17 protein-coding genes are annotated in these 18146 nt (G+C 69.3%); 10 read left to right on the forward strand and 7 right to left on the reverse strand.

Translation table 11 applies throughout. The features are described 5' to 3' along the window. The first annotated feature begins 1 nt into the window (after nt 1). Entirely contained in the window at nt 2-1831 is a 1830-nt protein-coding gene (gene kefC / locus QTH86_RS13050; RefSeq protein ID WP_286649143.1) for a glutathione-regulated potassium-efflux system protein KefC, read from the forward strand. 15 nt (nt 1832-1846) lie between these two features. On the opposite strand, the gene QTH86_RS13055 is transcribed toward kefC, so the two are convergent. Then, nucleotides 1847-2710 (reverse strand): amidohydrolase family protein, encoded by an 864-nt coding sequence (locus tag QTH86_RS13055; RefSeq protein WP_286649144.1) that lies wholly within the window; start codon nt 2708-2710, stop codon nt 1847-1849. Between the two features lie 102 nt (nt 2711-2812). On the opposite strand from QTH86_RS13055, the gene QTH86_RS13060 reads away from it, so the two are divergent. From QTH86_RS13060 to QTH86_RS13090, 7 genes are read left to right on the forward strand one after another with little or no spacing between them, the layout of a single operon-like run. Further along, nucleotides 2813-3586: a crotonase/enoyl-CoA hydratase family protein gene (locus QTH86_RS13060; protein ID WP_286649145.1), complete on the forward strand. Its 774-nt coding sequence runs from the start codon at nt 2813-2815 to the stop codon at nt 3584-3586. A 29-nt stretch (nt 3587-3615) separates the two neighbouring features. Further along, on the forward strand, nt 3616-5514 hold the full coding sequence (locus QTH86_RS13065) for a feruloyl-CoA synthase (protein WP_286649351.1): 1899 nt from the start codon (nt 3616-3618) through the stop codon (nt 5512-5514). Between the two features lie 31 nt (nt 5515-5545). Then, nucleotides 5546-6319 (forward strand): SDR family NAD(P)-dependent oxidoreductase, encoded by a 774-nt coding sequence (locus QTH86_RS13070; protein ID WP_286649147.1) that lies wholly within the window; start codon nt 5546-5548, stop codon nt 6317-6319. A 46-nt stretch (nt 6320-6365) separates the two neighbouring features. Continuing rightward, nucleotides 6366-8090, forward strand: a complete 1725-nt coding sequence (locus tag QTH86_RS13075) for a tannase/feruloyl esterase family alpha/beta hydrolase (RefSeq protein WP_286649148.1) — start codon at nt 6366-6368, stop codon at nt 8088-8090. A 24-nt stretch (nt 8091-8114) separates the two neighbouring features. Next, nucleotides 8115-9104, forward strand: a complete 990-nt coding sequence (locus tag QTH86_RS13080) for a tripartite tricarboxylate transporter substrate-binding protein (protein WP_286649149.1) — start codon at nt 8115-8117, stop codon at nt 9102-9104. An 18-nt stretch (nt 9105-9122) separates the two neighbouring features. Then, nucleotides 9123-10853, forward strand: coding sequence for an acyl-CoA dehydrogenase family protein (locus QTH86_RS13085; protein ID WP_286649150.1), 1731 nt, complete (start codon nt 9123-9125; stop codon nt 10851-10853). An 11-nt stretch (nt 10854-10864) separates the two neighbouring features. Next, on the forward strand, nt 10865-11380 hold the full coding sequence (locus QTH86_RS13090) for a MarR family winged helix-turn-helix transcriptional regulator (protein ID WP_286649151.1): 516 nt from the start codon (nt 10865-10867) through the stop codon (nt 11378-11380). A gap of 13 nt (nt 11381-11393) precedes the next feature. On the opposite strand, the gene QTH86_RS13095 is transcribed toward QTH86_RS13090, so the two are convergent. From QTH86_RS13095 to QTH86_RS13120, 6 genes are all read right to left on the reverse strand, one after another. Then, complete coding sequence (locus QTH86_RS13095; RefSeq protein WP_286649152.1) at nt 11394-12155, reverse strand: sulfite exporter TauE/SafE family protein; 762 nt, start codon at nt 12153-12155, stop codon at nt 11394-11396. A 65-nt stretch (nt 12156-12220) separates the two neighbouring features. Then, a complete protein-coding gene (locus QTH86_RS13100; protein ID WP_286649153.1) occupies nt 12221-13213 on the reverse strand; it encodes a Bug family tripartite tricarboxylate transporter substrate binding protein in 993 nt (330 codons plus the stop codon). Between the two features lie 159 nt (nt 13214-13372). After that, nucleotides 13373-14101: an SDR family NAD(P)-dependent oxidoreductase gene (locus QTH86_RS13105; RefSeq protein WP_286649154.1), complete on the reverse strand. Its 729-nt coding sequence runs from the start codon at nt 14099-14101 to the stop codon at nt 13373-13375. Between the two features lie 52 nt (nt 14102-14153). Beyond that, the gene (pcaF, locus tag QTH86_RS13110) at nt 14154-15362 is read right to left on the reverse strand and encodes a 3-oxoadipyl-CoA thiolase (protein WP_286649155.1); all 1209 of its coding nucleotides are present in this window, start codon (nt 15360-15362) and stop codon (nt 14154-14156) included. A 32-nt stretch (nt 15363-15394) separates the two neighbouring features. Further along, nucleotides 15395-16057, reverse strand: a complete 663-nt coding sequence (locus QTH86_RS13115; RefSeq protein ID WP_286649156.1) for a 3-oxoacid CoA-transferase subunit B — start codon at nt 16055-16057, stop codon at nt 15395-15397. Continuing rightward, complete coding sequence (locus QTH86_RS13120) at nt 16054-16755, reverse strand: 3-oxoacid CoA-transferase subunit A (RefSeq protein ID WP_286649157.1); 702 nt, start codon at nt 16753-16755, stop codon at nt 16054-16056. Before QTH86_RS13120 ends, QTH86_RS13115 begins: the two co-directional genes overlap by 4 nt. A gap of 118 nt (nt 16756-16873) precedes the next feature. On the opposite strand from QTH86_RS13120, the gene QTH86_RS13125 reads away from it, so the two are divergent. Continuing rightward, nucleotides 16874-17662 (forward strand): IclR family transcriptional regulator domain-containing protein, encoded by a 789-nt coding sequence (locus QTH86_RS13125; protein WP_286649158.1) that lies wholly within the window; start codon nt 16874-16876, stop codon nt 17660-17662. Between the two features lie 35 nt (nt 17663-17697). Further along, nucleotides 17698-18129: a DUF1841 family protein gene (locus QTH86_RS13130; RefSeq protein WP_286649159.1), complete on the forward strand. Its 432-nt coding sequence runs from the start codon at nt 17698-17700 to the stop codon at nt 18127-18129. The last annotated feature ends 17 nt before the right edge of the window (nt 18130-18146 follow it).

An 18146-nucleotide genomic window follows, 5' to 3' on the forward strand; every position in this document is an offset into this window, starting at 1 on the left:
CATGGGCCACGCACCTGCCTGGCTCACCAGCAGCCTGATCTACCTGGGCGCCGCCGTACTGGTGGTGCCGCTGTCCAAGGCACTCGGCCTCGGTTCCATCATCGGCTACCTCGCGGCCGGCATCGCCATCGGCCCGTGGGGCCTGGGGCTGGTGTCCAGCGTCGAAGAGGTGCTGCACTTCGCCGAGTTCGGCGTCGTGCTGATGCTCTTCCTGGTCGGTCTCGAGCTCGAGCCCGCCCGCCTGTGGAACCTGCGACGGCCGATCTTCGGCTGGGGCACGGCGCAGGTCGTGGCCTGCGCCGCGGTGCTGTTCGCCGTGGGCTACCTGGCCGGCGCGAGCTGGCGCGTGGCGCTGGTCGCGGCGCTGGGGCTGGCGCTGTCGTCCACCGCCATCGCGCTGCAGGTCTTCGGCGAACGCAACCTGCTGCGCACCGCCAGCGGGCAGGCCGGCTTCTCGATCCTCTTGTTCCAGGACGTGGCGGCGATCCCGATCCTCGCGCTGCTGCCGCTGCTGGCCGTGGGCGATGCGCACGAGCCCATCGGCAACGCGCAACGTGCCTTCGAGGCCGCCAAGATCGTCGGCGTGATCGCCGGCATCGTGCTGGGCGGCCGGCTGCTGCTGCGCCCCCTGCTGCGCTGGATCGCGCGCAGCAACACGCCCGAGATCTTCACCGCCACGGCCCTGCTGCTGGTGGTGGCGATCGCGGCGCTGATGCAGCTGGTCGGCCTGTCGATGGCGCTCGGTGCCTTCCTCGCCGGCGTGCTGCTGGCCGAGAGCGAGTACCGGCGCGAGCTCGAGACCGACATCGAGCCCTTCAAGGGCCTGCTGCTGGGCCTCTTCTTCATCGCGGTCGGCATGAGTATCGACTTCGGCGTGCTGATGGCGCAGCCGGGGTTGATGGCGCTGGTGGTGGCGGGTTTCCTGGTGCTGAAGTTCGGCGTCATCTACGCCCTGGCGAAGGCGATGGAGGTGCCCTACCAGCAGCGGCCGGTCTTCACGCTGCTGCTGGCGCAGGGCGGCGAGTTCGCCTTCGTGGTGTTCCAGGCGGCCGGGCCGAACGTGCTGCCGCCGGGCGTGGCGTCCTTCCTCATCGGCGCGGTCGCGCTGTCGATGCTGATCTCGCCGCTGCTGCTGGTGCTGATCGATAAGTACGTGCTGCCGCGCTACAGCCGGTCGAGCGCGCCGGCGATGGAGGAGATCTCCGAGCAGCAGGAGCCCAAGGTGCTGATCTGCGGCTTCGGCCGCTACGGGCAGATCGTCGGCCGCTTGGTCAGCGCTCAGGGCATCAAGGTCACGGTGCTCGACCACGACCCCGACACGGTGGCCGGCCTGCGCGAATTCGGCTTCCGCGTGTTCTACGGCGACGCGACCCGGCTCGACGTGTTGCGCACCGCGGGCGCCGCGACCGCGCTCACCGTGGTGGTGGCCGTGGACGACGTGGAACAGTCGCTCGAGATCGTCGATCTGGTGCGCGAACACTTCCCGCAGGCACGGCTGGTCGCGCGGGCGCGCAATGTCGGCCACCTCTACCAGCTGCAGGACCGCAAGGTCGAGTTCATCGAGCGCGAGCTGTTCGAGTCGTCGCTGCGCAGCGCCCGGTCGGTGCTCGAGGTGCTGGGCTGGCCGGCGCACGAGGCACGCGAATCGGCCATGCGCTTCCGCCAGCGGAACATCAAGCTCACGGCCGACGGCTATCCGCACTACAAGGACCGCGCCAAGCTCATCGCCGTCGCGAAGGAAGGCCGCCAGCAGTTCGCCGAGCAGATGGCGCGGGAACGCGAGGAGCGGCAAAAGCGCGTGCGCAGCGACTGGGACCGCGCCGACGACTGACCGCGCGTGGCGGGGCTACTTCAGGCCCAGCAGCCGGACCGCGTTGTCCTTCAGGATGCCGGGCATCACCTCGGGCTTGAAGCCGGCCTCGAGGAAGTCCTTCATCCAGCGGTCGGGCGTGATGAGCGGGTAGTCGCTGCCGAACAGGATGCGGTCCTTCAGCAGCGTGTTGGCGTATTGCACGAGCTGCTTGGGGAAGTACTTCGGGCTCCAGCCCGACAGGTCGATCCAGACGTTGGGCTTGTGCGTGGCCACCGACAGCGCCTCGTCCTGCCAGGGGAAGCTGGGATGCGCCATGATGATCTGCATGTCGGGGAAGTCGATGGCGACGTCGTCCAGGTGCATGGGGTTGCTGTACTCCAGCCGCAGCCCGCCGCCGCAGCGCATGCCCGAGCCGATGCCGCTGTGGCCGGTGTGGAAGACGGCCGGCAGCTTGTGCTCGGCGATCACTTCGTAGAGCGGCCAGGCCATCCTGTCGTAGGGGTGGTAGCCCTGCACCGTCGGGTGGAACTTGAAGCCGCGCACGCCGTGCTCTTCGATCAGGCGCCGCACCTCGCGTGCGCCCATCTTGCCCTTGTGCGGATCGACGCTGCCGAACGCGATCATCACGTCGGGGTTCTTCTGCGCGGCCTCGGCGATCTCCTCGTTCGGGATGCGGCGCCGGCCGAGGTTGCTCTCGGCATCGACGCCGAACATCACGAAGCCGATCTTGCGTTCGCGGTAGTAGTCGATGCTCTCCTGTATGGTGGGCCGCTTGCTCGAACGGAAGTACTTGTCGGCCGCGCGGTCGTATTCCTCGCCGTAGTTGTCGAAGGGGTTCCAGCAGCTCACTTCGGCGTGCGTGTGGGTGTCGATGGCGACGAGGTTGGCGATGTCCATGCTGTGTCTCCGGTTCGGGTAAACACCGACCGCTGGCGGACGTGCGGCGGTTGAATTGGTTATTTTTCATAACCATAATCGATGCAACTCGGGAACGCAATCATGACGAACACAGACCTTCGCATCGATCACCAAGGTGATATCGCCATCATCCGCCTGACGCGCCCCGCCAAGCGCAACGCGCTGAACGACGGGCTCATCCTGGCGCTGCGCGACGCCTTCCAGAACCTACCCGACACGGTGCGCGCGGCCGTCATCGACGGGGAGGGCCCGCACTTCTGCGCCGGGCTCGACCTGTCGGAGCTGAGCGAGCGCGACGCCGGCGCCGGCCTGCGCCATTCGCGCATGTGGCACGACGCGCTCGAGAGCATCCAGCACGGGCCGGTGCCGGTGGTGGCCGCCCTGCACGGCGCGGTGGTCGGCGGCGGGCTCGAACTGGCCAGTGCCTGCCACATCCGCGTGGCCGATGCGAGCACTTTCTACGCTCTGCCCGAAGGCAGCCGCGGCATCTTCGTGGGCGGCGGTGGCTCGGTGCGCATCCCGCGCCTGATCGGCGTGGCCCGCATGACCGACATGATGATGACCGGGCGCGTCTACAACGCCGAGGACGGCGAGCGCGTCGGCTTCGCGCAGTACCTGGTCGCCGAAGGCGCCGCGCTGGACAAGGCGGTGGAACTGGCCCAGCGCATCGCCACCAACGCGCCGCTCACCAACTACGCGCTGATGCATGCGCTGCCCCGCATCGCCGACCAGCCGGCCGACCACGGCTACTTCACCGAAGCGCTGATGGCCGGCATCGCGCAGGACGCGCCCGAAGCGAAGGCCCGCGTCCGGGCCTTCCTCGAAGGCAAGGCCGCCAAGGTCGCCAAGGGCTGAGCCCGCTTCACAAACCGCAGGAGAAGAACATGCCGGAGACAACCAAAATGCCGACCACGGCAGCCGCCGGTGTTGGCGCACCCCGCTATCGGCCACTTGCGTTCGGCATCACCCGGGGGGTGCTGCGCGAGGGCGACGGCGGCGTGCAGTACCTGCAGGCCGACCAGCCGCTCGGCGCCTATGCCCACCGCATGACCGAGCGCCTGGTGCACTGGGCCGCGGTGGCGCCCGATCGCACCTTCGTCGCACGCCGGGCGCGCAATGCCGACGGCAGCAGCGGCGACTGGGTCCGCATCAGCTACCGCGAGGCGCTGCACACCGCGCGCGCCATCGGCCAGGCCCTGCTGCAGCGCGGACTCTCGCCCGAGCGGCCGGTGGCCCTGCTGAGCGAGAACAGCCTGGAGCACGCGATGCTGGCGCTCGGCTGCCTCTACGTCGGTATCCCCTACTGCCCGGTGTCGCCACCCTACTCGCTGGTCAGCAAGGACTTCGAGAAGCTGCGCCACGTGATGGCGACGCTGACACCCGGCCTGGTGTTCGCCACCGACACGCGCTATGCCAACGCCATCGCCGCCACCGTGGCACCGGAGGTCGAGGTGGTGATGAGCAGCGGCACGCTCGAAGGCCGTGCCGTCACCCCGCTGGGCGAACTGATCGCCACCGAGCCGACGTCGGCGGTCGAAGCCGCGATGCACGCGACGCACCCCGGCACCATCACCAAGTTCCTCTTCACCTCCGGCTCCACCAAGAACCCGAAGGCCGTCATCAACACGCACCGGATGTGGTGCGCCAACCAAGCGCAGCTGCGCGCGTCGATCCCCGCGCTCGGCGACGAACCGCCGGTGCTGGTCGACTGGCTGCCCTGGAACCACACCTTCGGCGGCAACCACAACGTGGGCATCGTGCTGGACAACGGCGGCACGCTCTACATCGACGACGGCCGGCCGACGCCGAACGGCATCGCCGAGACGCTGCGCAACCTGCGCGAGATCGCGCCCACCGTCTACTTCAACGTGCCCACCGGCTTCGAGTACATCACCCAGGCGATGGCCGAGGACGCCGTCCTGCGCAAGACGCTGCTGTCGCGCTGCAAGCTGTTCTTCTACGCCGGCGCCGCGCTGCCGCAATCGCTGTGGGACGACCTGCACCGCATCCAGGAAGCCGAGCTCGGCGAACGCCTGGTCATCGGCACCGGGCTGGGCATGACCGAATCCGGCCCCTTCGGCCTGTACATCACCCGCCCCGAAGTGCGCACCGGCGACCTGGGGCTGCCCACGGCCGGCATGGAGATCAAGCTGGTGCCGGTGGACGGCAAGACCGAGATCCGCTACCGCGGCCCGAACGTGACGCCGGGCTACTGGCGCCTGCCCGAGGCCACGCACGAGGCCTTCGACGAGGAAGGCTTCTTCCGCACCGGCGACGCCGTGACATGGATCGACCCGACCGACATCCACCTGGGCCTGCGCTTCGACGGCCGCATCGCGGAAGACTTCAAGCTCGCCACCGGCACCTTCGTGAGCGTCGGGCCGCTGCGCGCCAAGATCATCGCCTTCGGTGCGCCCTACGTGCAGGACGCGGTGCTCACCGGCATCAACCTGAAGGAAGTCGGCGCGCTGATCTTCCCGACCCAGGCGGTGCGCGAGCTCGCCGGCCTGCCCGCCGACGCGCCCATGCGTGCGGTGGTGGACAGCCCGGCGGTGCAGCTGCACTTCCAGAAGGTGCTCGACCGGCTGGCGGCCGACGCCACCGGCAGCGCGAACCGCATCGCCCGCGCGGCACTGGTGGCGGAGCCGCCGTCGATCGACAAGGGCGAGGTCACCGACAAGGGTTCCATCAACCAGCGCGCCGTGCTCCAGCACCGCGATGCGCAGGTGCAGGCGCTGCACACCGACGCCCTGCCCTTCACCCTGAAGCCGCAGTGGCAGTGACCCACCCCGACCCGACGAAGGAGACGAGACCATGAAGATCGACGGACAAGCCGCCCTGGTGACCGGTGGCGCCTCGGGCCTGGGCGAAGCCACGGCCCGCGAACTGGCCCGGCTGGGCGCGAAGGTGGCGGTGCTCGACCGCAACATCGACCGCGCGCGGCAGGTGGCCGCCGACATCGGTGGCAGCGCCCATGCCTGCGACATCACCGACACCGCGAGCGTCGAGGCCGCGCTCGAGGCCGCCGCCGCGGCGCACGGGCCCGCGCGCATCCTGATGAACGTGGCGGGCATCGGCAGCGCCAAGCGCATCGTCGGCAAGGACGGCAGCGCGGCGCCGCTGGAGGACTTCTCCAAGGTGATCACGGTCAACCTGATCGGCACCTACAACATGAGCCGCCTGTTCGCGGCGCGCTGCGCGAAGCTCGACCCGCTGGACGGCAAGGATGGCGAAGGGCGCGGCGTGATGGTGTTCACCGCCTCGGTCGCGGCCTTCGACGGCCAGGTCGGCCAGCAGGCCTACAGCGCGTCGAAGGGCGGCCTGGTCGGCATGACGCTGCCGATGGCGCGTGACCTGGCGCAGCACGGCATCCGCGTGTGCACCGTGGCGCCGGGCATCTTCGCCACGCCACTGCTGCTCGAGCTGCCCGAGCCGGTGCAGCAGTCGCTGGCGGCATCGATCCCCTTTCCGCCGCGGCTGGGCAAGCCGTCGGAGTTCGCCGAGCTGGCCTGCCACATCGTGACCAACGGGCACCTCAACGGCGAGGTGATCCGCCTCGACGGCGCGCTGCGCATGGCGCCGCGCTGACCGCAGCGGGGCCACCCCCCATCCATCCACAGAAGGAGACACAGCCATGACGATCGATCGTTTTTCGCGCCTGCGTCAGTGGGCTTCCGCCTCGCCGCTGCTGCTGCTCGCGGCCTGCGGCGGCGGCTCGGATGGCGGCAGTTCCTCGGCGGCGGAGCCATTGCCGCGACTGTCCGCCGCTACCCCGGCGAGCCTGCAGAAATGCGCCGAACTCGCGAGCCAGTTCAACTTCGCAGCCACCACGGTGACGGCCGCCGCGCTGGTGCCGGCCGGCACGCTCAAGATCGCCGGCCAGGACGTCGGCGAGCATTGCCGCGTGACGGGCCGCATGAACGACCGGGTGAGCGCGGTCGACGGCCGCAGCTATGCCATCGGCTTCGAGATGCGCCTGCCGCGCAACTGGAACGGCCGCTTCTTCTACCAGGCCAACGGCGGGCTCGACGGCAGCATCGGCGTCGCCAGCGGCGGCATCGGCGGCGGCGGTCCGCTGAACAACGCGCTGAACATGGGCTTCGCGGTGCTGAGCTCGGACGCAGGCCATGCCGGCGCGCTCGGCCCCTTCTTCGGCCTCGATCCGCAGGCCCGCCTCGACTACGGCTACCGCGCCGTCGGCACGCTCACGCCGATGGCCAAGGGCGCGATCCAGGCCGCGTATGGCAAGGCACCCGATCGCTCTTACATCGGTGGCTGTTCCAACGGCGGCCGCCATGCGATGGTCGCCGCGTCCCGCTACGCCGACCAGTACGACGGCGTGCTGGCGGGCAACCCCGGCACCCGCCTGCCGCTGGCGGCCATCGCGAACATCGCCGGTGCGCAGGCCTACAACGCCCTCGCCACCACGCCCGGTGATCCGGCCACCGGCTTCACCGTCGCCGAGCGCACGCTGGTGAGCCAGGCGGTGCTGGCCCGCTGTGATGCGCTCGATGGCGCCGCCGACGGGCTGGTGCAGGACACCGCCGCCTGCCAGGCCAGCTTCGACCTGGCGCGCGACGTGCCGACCTGCAGCGGCACGCGCGACGGCAGCTGCCTCAGCGCCGCGCAGAAGAACAGCATCGCGCGCCTGTTCCAGGGCGCGATCACCGGCAGCGGCAAGACGATCTATGCCAGCTTCCCCTACGACGCGGGCCTGGCGACGAACGGCTGGGCCGGCTGGAAGTTCGCCAACTCGCTGAACCTCGATTCGGGCGCGGTCGCGTTCGTGTGGCAGGTGCCACCGGAGAACCCGACCGGCTTCAACGGGCCGGCCTTCTCGCTCACCAGCAACCTGGACAGCCTGCTCACGAAGATCCAGGCGACCGACGCGGTCTACACCGAGAACGCGCTCTCCTTCATGACGCCGCCCAATTACGGCAAGCTGCCGGCGCTGAAGCAGCGCGGCGCGAAGCTCATGGTCTACCACGGCACATCCGACCCGATCTTCTCCAGCGACGACAGCGTCGACTGGTACCAGAAGCTGCGCGCCGACAACGCAGGTGATGCCGCCAACTTCGCGCGGCTCTACCTGGTGCCGGGCATGAACCATTGCAGCGGCGGCCCGGCCACCGAGCAGTTCGACATGCTGAGCGCCCTGGTGAGCTGGGTCGAGCAAGGGCAGGCGCCCGAACGCGTGCTCGCCACCGCGCGCGGTGCCGGCAACGCCGGCGGCGTCAATGCCGACGTGCCGGCGAGTTGGGCGCCCAACCGCAGTCGTCCCCTGTGCCCCTATCCGCAGGTCGCCCGCTACAACGGCGTGGGCAGTCTGGAAGACGCCGCCAGCTTCAGCTGCCGCTGAGCCATTCACCCAGGAGACAACGCCATGCCACATCGTCGCCACTTCCTCCACACCCTCGGCAGCGCCGCCGCCCTCGGCGCGCTGGCCCCGTTCTCGGCGCTGGCCCAGGGTCTCGACCAGGTGAAGATCCTCTACGGCTTCCCGCCCGGCAGTGCCGGCGACAGCGTGGCCCGCCGCGTGGCCGAGAAGCTGGCCGGCACGGCGTACACCAAGAACCCGGGCGTGGTCGAGAACAAGCCGGGCGCCGGCGGCCGCATCGCGATCGAGACGCTCAAGGCCTCGCCGGCCGACGGCTCGGTGCTGGCACTGGCGCCGGTCTCGGCATTGGCCGTGTACCCGCACATCTACCCCAAGCTGAGCTACAAGCCGGACGACGTGACCCAGGTCTCGATCGGCGCGGTGATGTTCCATGGCCTGGCGGTGGGCCCGGCGGTGCCGGCCGAAGTGAAGACGCTCAAGGACTTCCTGGCCTGGGCCAAGGCGAACCCGGACAAGGCCAACTACGGTTCGCCCGGGGCCGGCTCGATGCCGCACCTGCTGGGCGCCCTGCTCGGCCTGCGCGCCGGCGTGCCGCTGCGTCACGTGCCCTACCGCGGCACCGTGCCCAGCATCACCGACCTGGTCGGCGGCCAGGTGTCGGCCGCGATGAACCCGAGCGGTGACTACCTGCAGTACATGAAGGCCGGCCGCGTGCGGGTGCTGGCCACCTCGGGCAGGCAGCGCTCGCCCTACCTGCCCGACGTGCCGACCTTCACCGAACTGGGTTACCCCGACGTCACGTCGGAAGAATGGTTCGGCTTCTATGCGCCGGCCCGCACCCCCGCGGCCACGCTGGCCAATGCCAACGCCGCCATCCACCAGGCGCTCAAGGACAAGGCGGTGATCGATTCGCTCGCGCTGGTCGGCCTGCTGGCACACCCCAGCAGCGCCCAGGAGATGGCCGCCGACCAGAAGGCGGAATTCGAGCGCTGGGCGCCGCTGGTCAAGCAGATCGGCTTCACCGCCGAGTCCTGAAACCGCCGCACCGCCACGATGAACTACCGCCCCTCCACCGAAGAGACCCGCTTCCTGCTCGAGGCCGTGCTGGACGCGCCGCGCCAGCTGGCCGCGCTGCCGCCCTTCGCCGAGGTCGACGCCGAACTGCAGGGCCAGGTGCTGGACCAGGCGGCCACCTTCGTCGCGGACATCGTCGCGCCGCTGCAGCGCACCGGCGACGAAGTCGGCTGCCGGCTGGAAGGCGGCGCGGTGCAGACGCCGCCCGGCTTCCCCGAGGCCTACCGCGCCTTCGTGGCCGGCGGCTGGCCCGGCCTCGCCGTGCCGGTCGACGACGGCGGCCAGGGCCTGCCCGCGGTGCTGGAGGCGGTGCTGTACGAATGGCTGGCCGCCGCCAACCACGGCTTCACCATGGCGCCGGGCCTGCTCCACGGCGCTTTCGAATGCCTGCGCCACCACGGCAGCGAGGCGCTCAAGCAGCGCTACCTGCCGAAGATCGCCAGCGGCGAATGGCTGGCCACCATGTGCCTGACCGAAGCGCATGCCGGCAGCGACCTGGGCCAGGTGCGCACCCGCGCCGAGCCGCAGGCCGACGGCAGCGTGCGCGTGACCGGCACCAAAATCTTCATCTCCGGCGGCGAACACGATCTGACCGACAACATCGTGCACCTGGTGCTGTGCCGCCTGCAAGGATCTGAAGTACAGGCGCCGGCCGGCCCCAAGGGGCTGTCGCTGGCACTCGTGCCCAAGCAACTGGACGACGGCACGCGCAACGCGGTGCACTGCGAGCGCATCGAAGAGAAGATGGGCCTGCACGGCAGCCCGACCTGCGTCCTGCGCTTCGACGGCGCCACCGGCTGGCTGGTGGGCGAGCCCGGCCGCGGCCTGGCCGCCATGTTCGTGATGATGAATTCCGCCCGGCTGCATGTGGCGCTGCAGGGCATCGGCCTGCTCGACGCCGCTTGGCAGAAGGCCGACGCGTATGCCCATGAGCGGCGCCAGATGCGGGCACCCGGCGCGACCGGCGACGCAGCCAGCCTGATCGTCGAGCACCCCGCCGTCGCGCGCGTGCTCGACACCCAGCGCGCCTGGATCGACGGCGCCCGCCTCATCGCCTACCGCACCGCGATGCAGCTGGACATCGCCCGCCATGGCGCCGACGCCGCCGCCCGCGAGGCCGCGCAGCGCTGGTGCAACCTGGTGACGCCGGTGCTCAAGGCCGCCTGCACGCAGCAGGCCTTCGACGGCGCCAGCGCCTGCCTGCAGGTCTTCGGGGGGCACGGCTATGTGCGCGAGTGGGGCATCGAGCAGATCGTGCGCGACGCGCGCGTGACGATGATCTACGAGGGCACCAACGAGATCCAGGCCATCGACCTGCTGGTGCGCAAGGTGCTGCCGGACGCCGGCGCCGGCCTGGCCGCGACGCTGCTCGCGCTGCGCAATGAACTCGACGCCTCGCGCGACGCCGATGCCGACGTGCAGCGCCGCCTGGCGCAGCTGCGCTACCTCACCACCCAGCTCGCCATGGCCGCCCACGCCCGCCCGCGCCTGGCCTACGAGGTGGCCGACGACTACCTGCGGCTGGTGATGCTCGCGATGCTGGCCTGGGCCTGGGCGCGCATCGAGCAGGCACCGGGCGCGGACGAGGGCCATGCCCGCGCGGCCGCGGCCTTCCGGCGCTGGGTGCTGCCGGAGTTCGAGATGCGGGCCGGCATCGTCAAGCGCGCCTGCGAAGAGACGATCGCGCAGCAGGCCGGGGCGATGCGCTAGGCTCGGGGCCGATGGCCACCGCACCCCGCCCGCGCAAGCGCGCTGCTTCCCTCGCTTCCCCAGCCCACACGACCACCGCACCGAATGGCAGCGCCGGGCCCGAGCCGCTCGACACCCGCGTGCTCGAGGGCTTGGTGGGCTACAACGCCCGCCGCGCGTACCTGGTGATCAGCGCCACCTTCGCCGAACGCATGGCGGTCTACGGCATGAAGCCGGTCGACTTCTCGGTGCTCTCGCTGCTGGAACACAACCCCGGCGCCACCTCGCGCCAGCTGTGCGCGACGCTGGACATCCTGCCGCCCAACTTCGTCAACATCGTCGCCGACATGGACCGGCGCGGCCTCATCGAGCGCCGGCCCCATCCGCACGACCGCCGCGCGCTCGGCCTGCACCTCACCCCGGCCGGCCACCAGCTGGTGGCCCAGGCGGAAGAAGCCGTCATCCAGCTCGAGCAGGACGCCAGCGCGCGCCTGACCGAACGCGAACGCGACACGCTGATCCGCCTGCTGCAGAAGATTTATCTATGAAGCGCACCGCCGCTCAGGGTGCGATAAAGCCGTCCCAGACCAGCTTCAACCCGGCCAGCAGCATGCCGAAGTAGACGAAGCGGTAGAACCACAGGGGGTTGATGCGCCGCGCGATGCGGATGCCGATCCACACGCCCAGCGGCGCGATCGGCAGCAGCATCAGCGAGGTCGCCATGTTGCGCAGGTCGATGAGGCCGAGCCACGCGTACGGCACCCACTTGGCCAGGTTGACCACGAAGAACAGGTAGGCCACGGTGGCGGTGAAGGCCACGGGCGTGAGGCGCAGCGGGATCAGGTACGCGTTGAGCGGCGGGCCGCCCGCATGCGCGATGAAGCTGGTGAAGCCGGAGAGTGCCGTCAGCACGGCGCCGACCGCGCGCGGCGGCGGCGCGTCGCCGGGCTTGGGCGGGAAGACGAGGTGCTGCGCCAGGAAGAGCAGCGTGAAGACGCCGACGATGCCGGACACCAGATGCGCCGACAGCACACGGAACAGCAAGGCGCCGAGCAGCACGCCGACCAGGCTGCAGGGGATGAGGAAGGCCAGCAGGCGGCGGTCGAAATCCTTGCGGAAGGCCGCGATGCCCAACAGGTCCATCATCAGCAGCACCGGCATCAGAATGGCCGCGGCCTGCGGCACGGTCACGGCCAGCGCCATCATGGGCACCGCCAGCGAGCCGAAGCCGGCGCCGAAGCCGCTCTTGCTGATGCCGAGCAACAGCACGGCGGGAACGGCGACCGCGTAGAAGAACGGGTCGGTGATGACGGGGAAGGTCAAGGCTCGGTCTCTCGGACAAAGCCGGGGATTCTCCCCCGTCCGCTCACACGCTCAGATCGAGAAGCTCAGTCGGCGGTCGCGCCGGACTCCTTCACGACCTTGCCCCACTTGGCGGTCTCGGCTGCGATGAAGGCGGCGAACTGCTCCGGCTTCTCGCCGGCGGCCTCGGCGCCCTGCTCGGCCAGCTTCTTCTTCACTTCCGGATTGGCCAGCGCCTTGAGGATCGACGCGTTGAGCTTGGCGATGACCGGTGCCGGCGTGCCGGCCGGGGCCAGCAGGCCGAACCACGAGGTCGCTTCGTAGCCGGGCACGCCGGATTCGGCGATGGTCGGCACGTCCGGCAGGGCCGGCGAGCGCTTGGCGGTCGTCACGGCCAGGGGACGCAGCTTGCCGCCCTTCACGTGCGGAATGGCCGAGGGCATGTTGTCGAACATGATCGAGATCTGGCCGCCCAGCAGGTCGGACACCGCCGGCGCGCTGCCGCGGTACGGCACGTGCTGCATGTCGACGCCGGCCATCTGCTTGAACAGTTCACCCGACAGGTGGATGGAGCTGCCGGCGCCCGACGAACCGAAGTTCACCTTGCCCGGATTGGCCTTGGCATAGGCGATCAGTTCCTTGACGTTCTTGTACGGCTGCGACGGGTTGGCCACCAGCAGGTTCGGCACCATCGCCACGCGCGACAGCGGGGCGAAGTCCTTGATCGGGTCGAAAGGCATCTTCTTGTAGAGCGCCTGGTTGATGGCGTGCGTGCCCACCGTGCCCATGAAGATCGTGTAGCCGTCGGGCGTGGCGCGTGCCGCGGCCTGGCCACCGATGTTGCCGCCGGCACCGGCGCGGTTGTCCACCACCACCGGCTGGCCGAGGTCGGTGCTCATGAATTGGCCGACCACGCGGGCCAGGATGTCGGTGGTGCCACCGGCCGAGAACGGCACGATGATCGTGATCGGCTTGCTCGGGAAGGCAGCCTGGGCCTGGGCGGCCAGGGGGGCCAGCGACAACGCGCTGGCGACAGCCACGGTGGCGAGCGCGAAGGTACGGCGATTCAGTGCAGACATGGGAAATCCTCGGAAAAGATGGAAACACAGGCGGTCATGCGCCTGGAGCGAAGCGGACGAAACAGGTTCTATATCGGCACTTACCCTGAGAACTTGAGGGCTGCGCCTGAAAAAATTGGCGAAAAGTTCGCCTGCGGAGGGGACAGGAGCCCGGACCGTTCAGATCGGCGCGACGCCCAGCGTCGTGCCGCCGCACACGTAGAGCACCTGTCCGGTGACGAAGCCGTTGTCCGGCGACAGGAAGAACATCGTGGCGCGCGCCACGTCGTCGGCCGTGCCCAGACGCTTCACGACGATGCTGTCGATGATGCGTTTGGTCTGCGGCGCGCCTTCGGGGTTGCTCTTGCGGAACAGCTCGGTCGCGATCGGGCCCGGCGCCACGGCATTCACCGTGATCTGGTCGCCGCCGAGTTCCATCGCCAACGTGCGCGTGAGGCCGATCAGGCCGGCCTTGGTGGCCGAATAGACGATGCGCTCGGGCTTGCCCAGCGCCGCGCGCGACGACACGTTCACGATGCGGCCGTGGCCCGACGCGCGCAGCGCCGGCAGCGCGGCCTGGATCAGGATCATGCTGGCCTTGAAGTGCAGGCCCACGACATAGTCGAGGTCGGCCATCGTCGCGGTGTCGATCGTGCCGGGGCGCGTGGCGCCCGCATTGTTGACCAGCGCCGTGACGGCATAGGTCGAGGTGATCTGCTGTGCGATTGCCTGCGTCTCGGCTTCCTTCGTCAGGTCGGCCTGGAACGACACCAGGTTGGCATGGCTCCAGTCCGGCTTGTTGTAGTCGAGGTTGACGACGGTGCGGCCTTGCGCCAGCAGCGCCTCGCAGGTGGCCCGGCCGATGCCGGAGCTGCCACCCGTGACCAGGGCGACTTCTTGTGGACTCATAGACACTTTCACTTCAAGCGGGCCGCACCGCGGCCCCGGGGAAGAACGCGGATCAGACGCGCTCGAGGATCAGCGCGATGCCCTGGCCGACGCCGATGCACATCGTGCACAGCGCGTAGCGGCCGCCCTGCTTGTGCAGCTGGTTGATGGCGGTGGTCGCCAGGCGCGCACCGCTGGCACCCAGCGGGTGGCCCAGCGCGATGGCACCGCCGTTGATGTTCACGCGGGCGTCGTCGTCCTTGAGGCCCAGCAGGCGCAGCACCGCGAGGCCCTGGGCCGCGAAGGCTTCGTTGAGCTCGATCACGTCCATCTGGTCGATCGTGAGGCCCGTCAGCGCCAGCACCTTCTGCGTGGCGGGCGCCGGGCCGATGCCCATCACGCGCGGCGCGACGCCAGCGGTGGCCATGCCGACCACGCGGGCGCGCGGCGTCAGGCCGTGCCGGGCGGCGCTGGCTTCGTCGGCCAGCAGCAACGCGCAAGCGCCGTCGTTCACACCGCTGGCATTGCCGGCGGTCACGGTGCCGTCCGGCCGCACCACGCCCTTGAGCTTGGCGAGCGATTCCAGGCTGGTCTCGCGCGGATGCTCGTCCTTGCTGACGATGATGGGGTCGCCCTTCTTCTGCGGCACGGTCACCGGCACGATCTCGGCGTCGAAGAAGCCGGACTTCTGCGAAGCCACGGCGCGCAGTTGCGAATTCAGCGCCATCAAGTCCTGCGCCTCGCGCTCGATCTTGTAGTCGGTGGCCACGTTCTCGGCCGTCTCGGGCATCGAGTCGACACCGTACTGCGCCTTCATCAGCTTGTTGACGAAGCGCCAGCCGATGGTCGTGTCGTACACCGCGTTGGCGCGGCTGAAGGCCGACTCGGCCTTGGGCATGACGAAAGGGGCGCGGCTCATGCTTTCGACGCCGCCGGCGATCATCAGGCCCGCTTCGCCGGCCTTGATGGCGCGCGCTGCGGAACCGACCGCATCGAGGCCCGAACCACACAGGCGGTTGATGGTTGCGCCGCCCAGTTCGATAGGCAGGCCGGCCAGCAGCGCCGACATGCGCGCCACGTTGCGGTTGTCTTCGCCGGCCTGGTTGGCGCAGCCATAGAGCACATCGCCCACGGCCTGCCAGTCGACGTTCTTGTTGCGCTCCATCAACGCCTTGAGCGGGATCGCGCCGAGGTCGTCGGTGCGCACGCTCGAGAGCGCGCCGCCGTAGCGGCCGAAGGGGGTGCGGATGGCGTCGCAGATGAAGGCTTCTTTGCTGCTCATGTCTCTTCCTTGGTTGTTTCGGGGCGGTGCGTTCAGGCGGCGATCGGCAGGCCGATCAACTTCTCGAGTTCGGCGTGCGTGAGGCCGTCGACCGTGTCGATCAGCCTGAGCCCGTCGGGCGTGCATTCGAGCGTGGCCAGGTCGGAGTAGACGCGCTTGACGCAGCCGATGCCGGTCAGCGGGTAGCTGCATTCCTTGACGATCTTGCTCACGCCGGCCTTGGTCAAGAGGTCCATCATGACCCAGGTCTGTTTCGCACCGATGGCCAAGTCCATCGCGCCGCCGACGGCGGGGATGGCGCCTTCTTCGCCGGTGCTCCAGTTGGCCAGGTCGCCGGTGGCCGACACCTGGAAGGCGCCGAGCACGCAGATGTCGAGGTGGCCGCCGCGCATCATCGCGAAGCTGTCGGCATGGTGGAAGAACGAACCGCCCGCCAGCAGCGTGACGGGCTGCTTGCCGGCATTGATCAGGTCGTAGTCCTCGTTGCCGGCGGCGGGTGCCGGGCCCATGCCCAGGATGCCGTTCTCGCTCTGCAGCACGATCTCGCGCCCGGCCGGCAGGTGGTTGGCCACCAGCGTGGGCTGGCCGATGCCCAGGTTGACGACGGCGCCGTCGAAGATGTCCTGTGCAACCCGCGCTGCGAGCTGGTCCTTGGTGCGACGTTGGTAGGTTGCAGTCGTGGTGCTCATGGTCATGCCGCCTTCTTGAAACCGCCGGCCTGTGTGGCCACGCGATCGATCTTCACCACGTGCTTCACGAACACGCCGGGGGTGACGATGCTCTCGGGATCGAGCGCGCCGAGTTCGACGATCTCGTGCACCGTCGCGATGGTCTTCTTCGACGCCATCGCCATCACCGGGCCGAAGTTGCGCGCCGCCATGCGGTAGTTCAGGTTGCCCCAGCGGTCGCCCGTCTCGGCCTTGACCAGCGCGACGTCGCCGTAGATCGGGTACTCCAGCACGTAGTGCTTGCCGCCGATCTCGCGCGTTTCGCGGCCCTTGGCCAGTTCGGTGCCGTAGCCGGTCGGGCAGAAGAAGGCCCCGATGCCGGCACCGGCAGCGCGGATGCGCTCGGCCAGGTTGCCCTGCGGCACCAGTTCGAGCTCGAGTTTGCCGCTGCGGTAGAGGCCGTCGAAGATCTGGCTGTCGACCTGCCGCGGAAAGCTGCAGATGATCTTGCGCACACGGCCCGCCTTGAGCAGTGCCGCGAGGCCGGTCTCGCCGTTGCCCGCGTTGTTGTTGACGACCGTGAGGTCGCGAGCGCCCTGTTCGATCAGGCCGTCGATGAGTTCGAGAGGAATGCCGGCGGTGCCGAAGCCGCCGATGAGGACGGTGGCACCGTCCTGGATGCCCGACATGGCGTCGGCGATCGAAGGCGCGATCTTGTCGATCATGGGAACTGTCTCCGGTGAAGGATGGAGAAACCGAGCATGACACTCGGAGGAACCTCTCAATTTGTTCGTATAGCGAACATTTGTTCTTATAATGAATTCTAAACAACAAAGGCCACCGATGGCAAACACGAGACAAGAAGAGGAGCCCGCCCCGGCGCCGGGCGACAGCTATGTGCAATCCTTCGCGCGCGGGCTGCAGGTGATCCGCTCCTTCAGCGCCACCGCACCGCGCCAGACGCTCAGCGAAGTCGCCGCCGCGACCGGCCTCACGCGCGCCGGCGCACGGCGCATCCTGCTCACGCTGCAGTCGCTCGGCTACGTCGAGACCGACGGCAAGCGCTTCGGGCTGACCGCGCGCATCCTCGAACTCGGCTTCGCCTACCTGTCGTCGATGCCGATCTGGAACCGCGCCGAGCCGGTGATGGAAGCGCTGGTGCGGCAAGTGAAGGAGTCGTGCTCGGCCGCGGTGCTCGACGGCACCGACATCGTCTACGTGCTGCGCGTGCAGACGCACAAGATCATGCGCATCAACCTGGCGGTCGGCACGCGGCTGCCGGCCTACTGCACCTCGCTCGGCCGCATGCTGCTGGCCGACCTGGACGACGCCACGGTGCGCGAGCGGCTCGAGGCGTCCGACCGCACGGCGCTCACGCGCTACACCATCACCGACGTCGACACGCTGGTCGCGAAGGTCGCGCAGGCGCGGCGCCAGGGCTGGTGCCTGATGAACCAGGAACTGGAAGAAGGCCTCATCTCCATCGCCGCACCGGTGACCGACCGCAACGGCCGCACCGTGGCCGCGCTCAACGTCAGCGGCCAGGCCAACCGCACCAGCGCGAAGGTGATGCAGGAGACGATGCTGCCGGGGCTGCGCGCCGCGGCTGCGGAGATTTCACGGCTGCTCTGACGGCCCGCGCGGCCGGTGCTACCCTCGCCCGCATCATGTTCAATCCCACTCAAGAGGAAGTGCGCCGCTTCTTCTGCAACGTCTACGCCAAGAGCCGCGACGGCCTGCCGATGGAAGCGCTCGAGACCATCGCCGCCGGCTGGATCGACGCGCACCCCGAGTACCACGCCGACCTGGTCGATGCCGACGCAGCGGTGAGCCGCGTGTACGACGGCAAGAACGGACAGGAGAACCCGTTCCTGCACCTGTCGATGCACCTGTCGATCAGCGAGCAATGCTCCATCGACCAGCCGCGCGGCATCCGCCAGGCGGTCGAGCTGCTCGCCGCGCGCAGCTCGCTGCTCGATGCCCACCACGCGGCGATGGAATGCCTCGGCCGAATGATGTGGGAGGCGCAGCGCGCCGGCCGTCCGCCCGATGGCGAGGCGTATGTCGATTGCGTGCAGCGGCGCGCCACGCGCGACTGAGGCGCGTCGACGCCGCG

The organism is Variovorax sp. J2L1-78 (genome assembly GCF_030317205.1).
In the GTDB taxonomy this organism is placed as follows: domain Bacteria; phylum Pseudomonadota; class Gammaproteobacteria; order Burkholderiales; family Burkholderiaceae_C; genus Variovorax; species Variovorax arabinosiphilus.